General features: G+C 38.8%; 11 protein-coding genes. 9 read left to right on the top strand and 2 right to left on the bottom strand.

Features of this window, described 5'->3' with window-relative positions:
- Window positions 1-222: 222 nt before the first annotated feature.
- The gene (locus GXK58_RS18895) at window positions 223-1,455 is read right to left on the bottom strand and encodes a cytochrome P450 (protein ID WP_160724732.1); all 1,233 of its coding nucleotides are present in this window, start codon (window positions 1,453-1,455) and stop codon (window positions 223-225) included.
- A gap of 294 nt (window positions 1,456-1,749) precedes the next feature.
- Here GXK58_RS18895 and GXK58_RS18890 point away from each other — a divergent pair, with 294 nt between their 5' ends.
- The 5 genes from GXK58_RS18890 (at window position 1,750) to GXK58_RS18870 (ending at window position 7,440) form a co-directional block, all read left to right on the top strand.
- Window positions 1,750-2,298: a PadR family transcriptional regulator gene (locus GXK58_RS18890; RefSeq protein ID WP_160724731.1), complete on the top strand. Its 549-nt coding sequence runs from the start codon at window positions 1,750-1,752 to the stop codon at window positions 2,296-2,298.
- Window positions 2,299-2,523: 225 nt separating this feature from the next.
- Window positions 2,524-3,006 carry a MarR family winged helix-turn-helix transcriptional regulator gene (locus GXK58_RS18885; protein WP_160724730.1) on the top strand — a complete coding sequence of 161 codons (483 nt, stop codon included), beginning with the start codon at window positions 2,524-2,526 and terminating at the stop codon, window positions 3,004-3,006.
- 54 nt (window positions 3,007-3,060) lie between these two features.
- Window positions 3,061-4,821, top strand: coding sequence for an ABC transporter ATP-binding protein (locus GXK58_RS18880; protein WP_160724729.1), 1,761 nt, complete (start codon window positions 3,061-3,063; stop codon window positions 4,819-4,821).
- Complete coding sequence (locus tag GXK58_RS18875) at window positions 4,814-6,670, top strand: ABC transporter ATP-binding protein (protein ID WP_160724728.1); 1,857 nt, start codon at window positions 4,814-4,816, stop codon at window positions 6,668-6,670. Before GXK58_RS18880 ends, GXK58_RS18875 begins: the two co-directional genes overlap by 8 nt.
- Before the next feature lie 233 nt (window positions 6,671-6,903).
- Window positions 6,904-7,440, top strand: a complete 537-nt coding sequence (locus GXK58_RS18870; protein WP_237389717.1) for a CBO0543 family protein — start codon at window positions 6,904-6,906, stop codon at window positions 7,438-7,440.
- A gap of 405 nt (window positions 7,441-7,845) precedes the next feature.
- Here the strand turns inward: GXK58_RS18870 and GXK58_RS18865 are convergent, their stop codons facing one another.
- The gene (locus tag GXK58_RS18865; RefSeq protein WP_160724726.1) at window positions 7,846-8,748 is read right to left on the bottom strand and encodes a LysR family transcriptional regulator; all 903 of its coding nucleotides are present in this window, start codon (window positions 8,746-8,748) and stop codon (window positions 7,846-7,848) included.
- Window positions 8,749-8,941: 193 nt separating this feature from the next.
- Between GXK58_RS18865 and GXK58_RS18860 the strand changes: the two genes are divergently transcribed.
- The 4 genes from GXK58_RS18860 to GXK58_RS18845 all read left to right on the top strand — a co-directional run bounded on the left by GXK58_RS18860 (window position 8,942) and on the right by GXK58_RS18845 (window position 13,424).
- The gene (locus GXK58_RS18860; protein ID WP_202171400.1) at window positions 8,942-10,027 is read left to right on the top strand and encodes an alpha/beta hydrolase; all 1,086 of its coding nucleotides are present in this window, start codon (window positions 8,942-8,944) and stop codon (window positions 10,025-10,027) included.
- Window positions 10,028-10,362: 335 nt separating this feature from the next.
- Window positions 10,363-11,532, top strand: coding sequence for an MFS transporter (locus GXK58_RS18855; protein WP_160724725.1), 1,170 nt, complete (start codon window positions 10,363-10,365; stop codon window positions 11,530-11,532).
- A gap of 563 nt (window positions 11,533-12,095) precedes the next feature.
- The gene (locus tag GXK58_RS18850; protein WP_160724724.1) at window positions 12,096-12,830 is read left to right on the top strand and encodes a cytochrome P460 family protein; all 735 of its coding nucleotides are present in this window, start codon (window positions 12,096-12,098) and stop codon (window positions 12,828-12,830) included.
- Between the two features lie 81 nt (window positions 12,831-12,911).
- Window positions 12,912-13,424, top strand: coding sequence for a DUF4405 domain-containing protein (locus tag GXK58_RS18845; RefSeq protein WP_160724723.1), 513 nt, complete (start codon window positions 12,912-12,914; stop codon window positions 13,422-13,424).
- Window positions 13,425-13,527: the final 103 nt, after the last annotated feature.

Genomic DNA, 13,527 nt, shown 5'->3' with positions numbered 1-13,527 from the left:
CATCGGATCACTTTGTTAAACTGTCGTTTAGAAGCTTTCTATTGGACAAAATCATGGGATCTCATTATTAAACTGTCATTTAAAGAGTTTCTATATAAGCCAATTTTAAGAAATCAAAGAGAATTCTGTTCATTAGTTCCCTAAAGGAACATCCAATAAAACAAGAAAGCAAATAAAAAAAGGGAACAACCGGAGTGATCGGGTGTTCCCGAACTAAAATCTTTACCTATAAACCCTCATCGGTAAATAAGTTAAGGACTGTCCCGTAGCAGAAGCCGTTAAATTTTCTTCTAATTGAAACCCTTCTACAGGTGCAATCCGAGCAAACTTTTGTAAAAATGCCTCTAAAGCAATTTTCATTTCTAATCGTGCAAGAGGGGCCCCTAAACAGATATGTGGTCCATTTCCGAAAGTCAAATGCCTTTTATTATTGGAACGATGAATGTTTAAAGAAAATGGGTCTTCGAACATATCTTCATCCATATTGCATGCACTCATCCACGCAATAACGACATCACCTTTTTTCAATTCAGTACCTAATAAATTATTGTCTTGTTTAACCGTACGATCCCTTCTTGACATATGAAAACGATAACGGAGCATTTCCTCGACTGCGTTTGGCACTAATTCAATATGATCTCTTAGTTCTCCGTATAATGACTGGTTATCATAAAGCAGGGAATAGAAGGAATTGGCAATCGCATGACTGGTGGTTTCCACTCCCGCACCTAAAAGCAGCATGGTGGTTTGTACAATCTGCTCATCCGTAAACCTTTCGCCATCAACTTCGGCTCGGATTAAATCGGAGATAATATCATCAGAAAGGTTCATACGTTTTTGAACGACAATCGGATAAAGGTATTGGAAATATTCTTGTGCAGCCTTTTGTTTTGCCAGTTCAATATCTTCCAGCTTTTCTTTGTCATAAGGTTGAAAAAGAATATCAACCCATTTTTTGAATTGATGCTGATCTTGTACCGGCACCCCGAATAAATCGGTTATGACTATACTAGGCAGCGGCGCAGCCAAGGCTTCAACAATGTTAACAGTCGAGTTTTCTTCTATAGCATCCACAAGTTCGGCAGCAATCTGTTGAATACGCGGCTCCCAGTTCTTTAAACTGCGCGGAGTGAATGCAGCTGCTAACAAGGAGCGTGCTTTCCGGTGCTGAGGTGGGTCTATCATTGTTATATTCATAATAGGTGAAGTTTTTTCTTGTTTGTCTTTAGCTCCAACAAAGATGGTCGTTCTAGGGCCTTCACTTGAAAAATATTCATAGTTACTTAACACCTGTTTAACATGTTCATATTTAAATACATTATATGTATTTGTTTTTTCATGATAGTAAACAGGGTGATTGTATAGCATTTCTTTGTACCAATTAATAGGAAAAAACTCTTCTGAACGTGATTGGAAATTTGTGATTTCATTCATCGGAATGACTTCTTGACTCATAATCTTCCACCTCTTTTAAAAGAATTTACACAAGTAATAATGGATAATAATGTATTTCTTATTGTGTCTCGTATTTTAAATTACTCTAATCGGAGTAATTTTTATAGAGTAAATTGGACTAAAAAATTATATCTTAGATCAGTTGTAAAACTATATAAATGGGCTTTATTGCTCTTGTATTAGACCAAAGCTATAGATCATTGGTGAGAGGGAAGACGAATGTAAGTAGGGTGATATTGGCTATTATGATAAGATAAAAGGGGTTAAGAATTAATTAAGAAAGGAGAATTTTTTATGTCTCTTTCTCTATTTATACTAGGGAGTTTGGCTAATGAAAATAGCAGCCCCTATCAACTAAAGAAAGCATTGCTAGATGTCATTCCCATAACAATAAGTGAAGGGAAATTTTACTATAACTTTGAGGCACTACAGAAAAAAGGGTTCATTGAACCAGTTGAAACCATTCAGATAGTCAATCGTCCCAACAAAACTCTTTACGGAATCACCCAGGAAGGAAGACAATTTCTTGAGCAAGAGATTTATAACAGCTTTAAAAAAGTCTCAAAGATAGAAGATCTATACATATCCATCTATCTGTTAAAATTCATAGACCCTGCCAAGGCAGCTTTTTTTCTTGAGGAAACGATAAAAAAAGAAAAGAAACAATGGGATGAATATAAACGAGCTAAAGATAAAGAAGAATTCAAAGAACGAATGGAATCACTTGATGAAAAACAGCAGAGGGCGGTACAATTTATTAGTGAACACGCATTTAGTCAATCTGAACATAATATTTATTGGATGGAAAAGCTCTTAACTTTTTTAAAAGGGTTTGAAGAATGAAATGAAGAAAAGCATGCGATAAAAAAATAAACTTTTTTTGCAAGATGGCTCTAACTAATGTGAGTCATCTTTTTCTTTTTAAAAAGGAAAATAATTAATCAAATTTTAATTTCTTTATATGATGGAATCCATTGACATAAGCAGCATCGAATCGTAAGATATATCGTATAGGATATATCGAACACGATTTATCGTACAGGATGTTTTCTGGAAGGAGAGTATACATTGGAAGATCGCGCCGATTTTATTCGAGAATCAATCGATTTTTTACATCGCTTTTTAGTAAAAAGTATTCAAAAACATGCAGAGGAACACGGTTTAACTGTTCCCCAATTAAGGGTCATTGCACAGGTATTGGTTAATAAGAAGATTACTATAAAAGAACTGACTTCTAATCTTAAAATGACCCAAAGTACTGTTTCAGATATTGTTGAACGATTGTCTGCAAGAGGAATTTTATTGAAAACACCAAATCCAAAAGATAAACGGTCAGTGATTATCTCCGTGAGTGAGGAAGTTCTCAACAAGATAAAAGAAAACACAAATGAACCAGTGAAACGGGCAGTGAGAGATGCATTAAGTCTGTTAAGTACAGATGAACAGGAGACCGTTGAGCAGGGCATGAGTTTGCTAATTAAGGCAGTGACAGAAAAAATGGAGAAAGATGGTATTGGGCAGCTGGAATCTCTCGATGTGCCCTTCAGATAAGATAGTGAAATAGGTAAGTACCCAGACTTTTACAATCCGAGGAGGGATTCATTCATGCTGAAAATCTTTAAATATTTTCAAAAGATGGATTGGCTGTTGGTTTTATGCAGCCTGGTTTCCATCGTGACACAAGTATGGCTTGATTTAAAGATTCCCGATTTTATGGAGGAAATCACCAAGCTTGTGCAGACAGAGGGAAGCAAGATTAGTGACGTCCTCGTCCAGGGCGGCTATATGCTAGTATGTGCTGTTGGCAGTATGCTTGCGTCGATGGTAACTGTATTCCTGGCAGCGAGAGTGGCGGCTGGCTTTTCGGTCCGGTTACGCGGCATGGTGTTTGATAAGACCTTGTCCTTCTCAATGGAGGAAATCAGCCGTTTTTCCACTGCCAGCCTGATTACACGTTCCACAAATGATATTATGCAAGTCCAGACGTTAATTATTATGGGCTTGCAGGTTGTAATCCGTGCTCCGATTATGGCCGTGTGGGCCATTTTGAAAATAACAGGGAAGGCATGGGAGTGGACGGCTGCGACAGGAATCGCGGTTGCCTTCCTATGCGTGTTGATTGCCATCGTGGTCTTGGTGGCATTACCAAAGTTCAGAGTCATTCAAACCTTGACTGATCAATTAAACCGTGTAACCAGAGAAAACTTGTCAGGCACCCGGGTCGTCCGTGCCTACAATGCGGAAGGGTATCAGGAAGAAAAATTTGAACAGGCGAATAATGAATTGACTAAAACAAATCTTTTCACCGGACGGACAATGGCAATCATGTTCCCAGCCATCGGACTGATGATGTCTGGGATGAACCTTGCCATCTATTGGATTGGGGCCGTCATAATTAACAATGCCCCGATGGTGGACCGATTATCCCGTTTTTCCGACATGGTGGTCTTTTCCTCCTACGCCATGCAAATCATTATGTCCTTCATGATGCTGTCGATGGTGTTTATCATGATGCCGCGTGCAGCCGTTTCTGCAAAAAGGATTAATGAGGTGCTCGATACCAAAGTCAAAATTGGTGATGGAAAAGAAACCAAAACGGATAAAGCCCTTGTCACAGGCGAAGTTGAATTCTGTAACGTAAGCTTTAAATATCCTGATGCAGAGGACTATGTCTTAAAAAATGTAAGCTTTAAAGCCCATCATGGTGAAACAGTTGCCATCATCGGTTCTACAGGCAGCGGTAAAAGCACACTCCTCAACCTGATACCAAGGTTTATGGATGCATCAGAAGGCAAAGTGCTCATTGACGGGGTCGATGTGAGGGAATCCTCTTTGGAAGCATTAAGAAAAAAGCTGGGATATGTGTCTCAAAAAGCGATTATGTTTTGCGGCAGCGTTGCCTCGAATGTAGCTTTCGGTGTAGAAGAGGATAAACCAGTAAGTGAAATGGAAAGAGCAGTTGAAATCGCACAAGGTAAAGAGTTTGTGGAAAAGATGGAGGGACAGTATGAGGCTGAAATAGCCCAGGGCGGAACGAATATTTCCGGCGGGCAGAAACAGAGATTATCCATTGCCCGTGCCATCTATAGAAACCCTGAAATTTATCTGTTCGATGATTCTTTTTCGGCTTTGGATTATAAGACCGACCGGACCTTACGTTCACGTCTTAAAAAAGAGATTAAAGATGCTACCTCTATAATTGTTGCCCAGCGGATTGGAACCATTATTGATGCGGACCGAATCGTTGTCCTTGATGAGGGCGAAGTGGCAGGTATCGGTACACACCAGGAGCTCATGAAAACATGTAGTGTTTATCAAGAGATTGCTTACTCGCAATTGTCAAAGGAGGAGCTTGAAGTTGGCTGATAAAGAGTTTGCTAATCAGGATCACCAAGAAGCAGAACGTACCAAAGGGTCTCACGGGCCTCGTAAGAAAGGACGCCAAAGGGGCTCCAAAAAGGGGGACGGCCCTAACATTTCTAAAAGCTTTAAACAGTTATTCACTTACTCCCGTGCGTATGTACCGGCAATTATAATTGCCCTGGTCCTATCGATGACTGGGTCTATCTTTAATATCATTGGCCCTGATATGCTTGGGGATATAACCGATACCATAACCGAAGGAATGATGACAAAAATTGATATGGATTCCGTTGTCCACGTGGCAACGATCCTTGTCATCCTTTATGCATTAATGTTCGTGTTTCAATATATCCAAGGATTTATCATGGCGACAGCCACGCAGCGGATTTCCAAGTCTTTGAGAAAAGATCTCTCAAGAAAAATGAACCGTTTGCCGTTAAAATACTTTGACTCAACAAGTACAGGTGATGTTCTTAGCCGTGTTACTAATGATGTGGATATGGTCGGTCAAACGCTGAACCAGAGTTTAAGCGGGTTGACATCAGCCATCACCTTATTCCTTGGTTCGTTGGTTATGATGTTTTGGACGAATTGGATTATGGCGATTGCTGCGGTCTTATCCACATTTATTGGATTTGCATTGATGTCCTTATTGATTTCCAAGTCACAAGTCTTCTTTGGAAGGCAGCAAAAACAGCTGGGTAAATTGAACGGGTATATCGAAGAGACCTATTCAGGCCACAATGTGGTCAAAGCTTATAATGGAGAAAAGTTGGCAAAAGCAACTTTCCAGGAGATCAACACAGGATTATATGACAGCGCCTGGAAATCACAATTCCTGTCTGGTCTGATGATGCCATTCATGATGTTTGTCGGAAACCTTGGTTATGTCGTGGTATGTATTGTCGGCGCGGCCCTTGCAGTCAATGGCCATATCTCATTCGGTGTTATTGTCTCATTTATGTTGTACATTCGCCTTTTCACTCAGCCTCTCACCCAGATTGCCCAGGGAGCCACACAGTTGCAGTCAACAGCCGCGGCCAGTGGGCGTGTCTTTGAATTTCTGAATGAAAAAGAACTGGCAGATGAAAGTGAAAAGAAAGACAAACTCGAAACGGTTACAGGTGATGTAGAGTTCAGAAATGTACGCTTTGGCTATGACGAAAATAAGCCAGTCATCAAAAACTTCTCGGTTAACGTCAAGGCAGGCCAAAAAGTGGCAATTGTCGGTCCTACTGGTGCAGGCAAGACAACTCTTGTCAATCTGCTGATGCGTTTCTATGAAGTGAATGACGGGGAAATCCTGATTGATGGTATGCCAATCAGCAAGCTTACCAGGGAAGACCTTCATGATTTGTTCTGTATGGTCCTTCAGGATACCTGGCTGTTTGAAGGCACCATCCGTGAAAATATCGTTTATTCCAGCAAGGGAGTTAGTGAGGAAGAGCTGGAGTCAGTCAGTAAAGCTGTCGGGCTGCACCACTTTATTAAAACTTTGCCTAATGGATACGATACCATCCTTGATGATAAAGCAAGTTTGTCTGCAGGCCAGAAACAGCTGATTACCATTGCCCGTGCGATGGTGAAGACTGCGCCATTACTTATTTTGGATGAGGCCACAAGTTCAGTCGATACACGGACGGAAATGCTTATCCAACAAGCAATGGATAAATTGACAGTTGGAAAAACATCCTTTGTCATCGCCCACAGGCTATCTACCATCAAAAATGCTGACATGATCCTGGTCATGAAGGATGGCGACATCATTGAAACAGGAACCCATGAAGAACTCTTGAATCAAAATGGGTTCTATGCAGAGCTGTACAACAGTCAGTTTGAAGAAGCATCATAATTATAAACGAAGGTCGAATTTAAATCTAACGAAGCCGATTTTCCTAATTGGATAATCGGCTTTTTCTTTACAATTTGTAAAGGAAAGTCACTTAAGCTAATTTGGCGGTTTTGCTCAATAAGAATATTTATAAATTAAGCTCTGTTCTTCTATATGCAGACTCTTTAAGAATAAATGGAGAATTGATGGATAAATTATGAAAGTATAAATTATGATATATGGAGTGTAAACGGTTGAAATATCCAACTTTTGAAGATGTCAAAAAAGTAAGAGAAACTCTGAGGGATGTTTCGATTAATCACTGGTTCCATGATGACCTATTTACTTGGCAGTGGTGGTTACTGCTGGTCTCAGCTACAATACCATGGCTTATATGGATTAAGTTTCGTGATAAGGAAAGAACTTTTGAAATCCTCAGTTATGGCTTAATTTTGTCAACTTTCGCTTCGATAACCGATGTAATTGGCGGAGACATGATCCTATGGGGGTATCCAGATAAGTTATTACCGACGGTACCACCTTTATTGCCTGCTGATATTACAGTAATTCCAATTTCTTTTATGTTTATGTATCAGTACACAAAAACTTATAAAACCTACTTGGTTTTTTCCTTTTTACTATCTGGATGTTTCTCTTATATTATAGAGCCTTTATTTATAAAAATGGAGATGTTTGCTTTACATAACTGGACACATACTTACTCATTTATTGGTTTTTTTGTACTCTCGCAAATAGTTTATTTTATAATAAAAAAACTTACTCCAATATAGAAAAATTCTTTTTCGAACTGGGTGGTTTAGTAAAAGAAAAATCAGACAGCTGTTTCGGCAGTCCTTTTTCATTATCGTTATTCAAGTAAAAGGGTTTAGTTGAATTAGGAATGGGATAACTATAAAAAAGGAAAATTCGTAGACTGGCGAGTTTTCCTTTTTTATTGCCTGACGAAACCACTATCTGCATCAATAAGGTATAAAAATAAAGAGCCTAAAATATGCAAGTTTTTATGCACTACCTGCGAATTTTTAGCTCTTTTTTGCATTCATAAAAGATACTGCCATTTATAGCATTTATTAATTGCCAAATACAATGACTTCCATCTATGCTTCTACTTGAGCTTTTCGGTCTAAAAACATTTCATATCTTTGTTGTAACGTGGTATCCCCCGGAGTCTTTCGTCAATTCAAAGAGTTTGAGAATTTCTCCTGAATTTCTTTTAGAAACATCTCTGCAGCTGCTGAAAAAACCTGATGCTTTTTCCAAACAATATTTAAGCCGGATTCAAGGTTTGGCTCTAGCGGTCTAAACACAAGGTTACTATCACTAGACGTATTCACTATTTTATCAAGAGTTACGGCATAACCAATGCCCTCATCAACCATAATGGCAGCATTATAGGCGAGATTGTAGGTAGTCACGACGTTTAATTTATCAAAATCTTCACCAAACCAATCCGCAAATTCATTTTTAGAAAATGTCTGTTTCATAGCTTGTCGTGAACAGATCAGCGGAACATTTAACAAATCCACTGCCTGAATGGCATCTTTGAAAGCTAGAGGACTGTCTTTCCTCATAACGACGCCCCAAACATCTTTACCGGGGAGATTGAGATAATTGTATTTTGATAAATCAGCTGGTTGAATCAAGATACCAAAGTCAAGCAATCCTTTATCAAGCCGTTCCGTCACATCGTCTTCGTTTCCGCTGTAGAGGTGATACTTGATATTTGGATAACGATACTGTAAATTTTTTACTACCCTTGCAATTTGACGCATAGCGTCTGTTTCCCCGCCGCCTATGAAGATATCCCCACTTATTGTTTCTTCCATGGAACCAAACTCTGTCTCTAACTTATCAACCATATCGATGATTTCTTCTGCTCTTTTTCGAAGGAGCATTCCTTCATCTGTAAGAATGATACTATGACTGCTGCGAATAAATAATTTTTTTCCTAACTCTTGTTCCAGGTCTTTTAATTGCCTTGATAAGGTTGGCTGGGTAACATGCAAAAATTCAGCGGCAGCTGTCATACTTCCTTCTCTTGCAACAGTAAGAAAATATCGCAAAACTCTAAGTTCCATATAACACTCCTCCTTTATAATGGTTTAGTATATACGTTTCAGATATGCCCATCAAGCATATCTTGATATAAGATATAAGTAATTGCTATATGAAGGGGGTGCGCTAGAATAAATACAAAGGAGTTACTATGATGGCTTATACCACAGTAGAAAATCCTTTAATTATCCGAATGTGAAAGGGTGTTACTCTAAAATGCAAAAAAAATCTATTATGGCGCGTGTACTCACAGTGGTAGTACTAGTCTTGCTTTTATCTGCGACCATTGTTGCATCTAAGACAGGCGTTGACGCTGCATACACGCCGGACATGTCCAATGGAGCAGACAACTTTTACAAGAGCAATAAGGTAACCATGAAGAAGGTTGAGTTTAAAAATCAATACAACATGAATGTTGTAGGGAATCTTTTTATTCCCAAAGGTTTGAAGAAGAACACCAAAAATCCCGCGATAATTGTCGGGCATCCTATGGGCGCAGTAAAAGAACAAAGTGCGAATTTGTATGCCCAGAAAATGGCTGAACAGGGATTCGTTACTTTGTCCTTTGATTTGTCTTTCTGGGGAGAGAGTGAGGGTCAGCCTCGCAACGCTGTTTCGCCGGATATCTATGCCGAGGATTTCAGTGCTGGGGTGGATTTCCTAGGCACCCGGCCGTTTGTTGACAGGGATCAGATTGGTGTTCTCGGGATTTGTGGCAGCGGGAGCTTTGCCATCAGCGCAGCCAAAATCGACCCGCGCATGAAAGCCATTGCGACAGTCAGTATGTACGACATGGGTGCCGCCAACCGTAACGGACTTAAACACTCACAGACTCTCGAGCAGAGAAAGAAAATTCTCGAAGAGGCAGCGGAGCAACGCTATGTGGAGTTCACAGGAGGTAAAACTAAATACACCGGTGGGACAGTACATGAACTGAATGAAAACACTGACCCCATCCAGCGTGAGTTTTATGACTTCTACCGCACTCCAAGAGGTGAATTCACTACCAAGGGCTCGTCACCTGAAGTTACGACCCACCCGACGCTTACTAGTAACGTCAAATTCATGAATTTTTACCCGTTCGCAGACATAGAGACGATTTCTCCTCGTCCCATGCTTTTCATAACGGGTGAAAACGCGCATTCCAGAGAATTCAGCGAAGACGCCTACAAACTGGCGGCGGAACCGAAGGAACTTTACATTGTTCCTGGCGCAGGTCATGTGGATCTGTACGACCGGGTGAATTTAATCCCTTTTGACAAGCTCGAGTCCTTCTTCAAAGAAAATCTGAAGAAAAAATAAGACTTGTATTAGAAGACAGTAGAGAGCTTTGCATGCCAATGGTACTCTGAGTGAAACCCAATGTGAATCCCGCTAATCTTGTCGGGATTCACACTTTTTTGTCTGAATAGACTTCCAAACTTTATTTAAGTGAAGTCAATGTTGGCCATATACAACAAGAATTGGTTTTAAGTACTAATAAGAAAGGGAGTTATTAATTATGTCTAATATTCAAGAAAATATGTATTATATTCCAACAAGTAGAGTTTTTTATCTTAATAGCCGTTAACGGGAACACTATAAGATTATGTAGGGATTGAAAGAGTCGATTAAAGGAAGAGGATTGGAGGAATTTTATGAAAAAACAAAATAATTTACTCATATTTATATTAACCATAGGGGCTTTCGGCATCATAAATACTGAAATGGGGGTTATAGGGATATTACCCTACATTGCCGATTATTTTCATATCAGTGTATCTAAGGCCGGGTGGCTGGTAAGTCTCTTCGCACTTACTGTTTCAATATCTGGTCCAACTATGCCGTTATTATTTTCGGGGATAAATCGCAAGAAGGCAATGTTATTTGTACTTGGTATTTTCGTTCTAGGTAACATTGTAGCTATATTTACATCTAACTTTGCCATTGCAATAATTGCGCGTGTGATTCCAGCCATTTTTCATCCAATCTATTTTTCAGCAGCTTTTACAATGGCCGCTAATTCAGTTCGTAAGGAAGAAGCTCCAAAAGCTGTTTCAAAAGTTTTTATTGGAGTATCTGCGGGTATGGTACTTGGTGTACCAATCGCAAGTTTTCTTGCTAGCACAATTTCGTTTCAAATATCAATGGCATTTTTTGCCATCGTGAACGCTATAGTATTTATTGCTACATTATTATCTTTTCCTTCTATGCCTGTTAAAGAAAGACTTTCTTACGGAGATCAATTATCGGTATTAAAGAAACCAATTACTTGGCTTTCCATTGTTGCTGTAATTCTACTAAATTCAGCAGTATTTGGGGTGTATAGTTATCTTGCTGAGTATCTTAAAACCGTTACGAATATCTCTGGGAAATCAATTAGTTTAATGTTAGTCATATTCGGGGGGGCAAATATTATTGGAAACATTGTGGCAGGGAAGTTACTTACTAAAGATGCCATCAAATCTGTAGTATCTTTTCCTTTTGCACTGGGAGCCGTTTACATCCTTTTATTCTTATTTGGACAATTTACTTTACCTATGGCAATCATTACTTTAATTTGGGGAATATTGGCTGGTATAGGAACTAATATTAATCAATATTGGATTACGTCTGCAGCTCCAGATGCTCCTGATTTCGCTAATGGATTATTTTTATCAGCCGTTAACTTAGGAACAACAATTGGTACAGCTGTAGGTGGATTATTTATTTCAGATTTAGGTACGCCATACGTCGTATTAGTGGGATTATTATCGTTGGTATTAAGTTTGGCATTTATTATGTTAAGAAACTACATGTATACTCCTACAAAGCAACTTTCTAAATAATGAACTCAACAATTTATAAAAGTATTCTAGTAATTATTGATTTTTCATCCCTGATGAAGCCTTGGAGCATGAACCAGAATCAGATGACCTGTATCGATTTGTGATCGACATCAGCACAAAGGGGAATGAATAACGAGTATTCCTAGTAATAAAAAATTAGAGGGCACGCCTACACTGGTGTGCCTCTTTACTTGATGGAAGCACGGTTTAATTATCTTGATAAGTTTGGCTGTGCAAAAAACAGCGGCATCCGTAATGCTTCCTTCTCTTACAACAGTATGAAAATAGCGCAAAACTCTTAGTTCCAAAAAACGCCCTCCGTTATGATGTTTTAGTATGTATGTTTTTGAAATGCTCATCAAGCATATCATGATATAAGATATAAGCATTAGCTATATCAAAGGTCGGTAGCTAGAATAAATAGTAATAACAACAGTAGAAAGAATGGCATTAGTATTTCTACTATTAAAAATAAAGTTATTGTAATTATGTGTGCATCAAGTGAAATTTGAGTAGCATCGGTTGCGAAACAACAAAAACAAAACTTGGAGGAGGAAAAGGAGATGAAAAAACGAATAATTCTTCTATTTGCCTTACTGCTAGCCCTCACCCTTACTGCTTGCAACGACAATGATACTGAAATAAAGGTCATTTCTCAAGAAAAAGAGAGTTCCTCTGGGGCGGAGTCTGGGGAATACGCTGAGATTGGATCAGGGGCTAACCTTGTTAAATTTCCTAAAGACCTTGAAAAGGGAACCGTGTTTGCCACTTACGATCGAGGAGATATTCATGAAGATATCTACGTAAATAAGAAGGAAGCGATTGAAGCAGTGCAGAACGGAAAGGAGCTTCCGAGCGGCACCATTATTACTCTTGTAGGATATAAGGATGGAGAGATTGAACACTATTTAGTGATGGAAAAGCGTAAAGGCTGGGGTTCCCAATATTCGCCGGAAGAACGAAATGGGGAATGGGAATACCAGCATTTTACTCCTGATAGGGAAGTGGCTGAAGATAATATTGGCCGTTGCTTTACTTGCCACGCAAATGAGGAAAGGGATGAATATTTAAATTCATTAGATCAAATGAAAGAGTTTGATTTAGGAAAAGTTTCGAAGAACAGCAGCTCAGAATCCCTAATTGCATCCATCCCTTCAGATCACTGGAAGGTAACTGCTCATATGAAGATTTCTAAGGATGTAAATATTGAAGAAAGTAAATTAATAGATGATGAGGAAAAAGCGAAAAGGATTCAGGATGTTTTGTTGAAGATGTATTTACAGCAATATGAAAGCTAATGGTTATGTTGCCATTAAAAGATATTTTTAATGCACACAATGGAAACACAATCTATTAGTCTAGGGAAAGAGGTGAATTCTGTGAATCGAAAGATGTTATTCAAGCTAGTAAATGACGTTGTTATGACAGTTCTCATGGTGATAACAATGGCTTACTATATTACCGGAAATAAAATACATGAGCTCGTTGGAGTTGTCGTGCTTCTATTATTTATCGTTCATAATTTATTGAATAGACGTTGGTATAAAATGATCTTAAAGGGGAGTCATCATTTACGGGGCAAACTACAAATAGTGATCAATCTACTTTTTCTTGTAACGATGGCAGTGATGATGATAAGTGCTGTACTAATTTCAAATGATTTATTTCCCCATATTTCTATAAAAAACGACATGATGCTTCGGCAATTACATATCAAGACTGCTTATTGGGGATTTATTATCATGGCAGTACATGTAGGATTTTCCTGGATTATGATTATCAATTCAGTGCGGAGGATGACGGGAATTAGCGGTACGAGCCGTATCCGTACCATTGGGGTGCGTATTTTGGCGGTGTTAATTGTTGCCTATGGGGTGCATGCTTCCTTGTAAGAGAGAAATGGGTTCAAAGCTATTCATTTATAATCCTTTTGGTAATTGGTTCAATGATAATTCTACTCTAGTTTTTTTAATTGATCACTTATCTATTATGGGA

Origin of the sequence: Bacillus sp. USDA818B3_A, from assembly GCF_009928415.1 — a bacterium.
Taxonomy (GTDB): domain Bacteria; phylum Bacillota; class Bacilli; order Bacillales; family Cytobacillaceae; genus Neobacillus.
The sequence above is the reverse complement of the archived record's forward strand: the minus strand, read 5'-3'. Positions and strand labels throughout refer to the sequence as shown.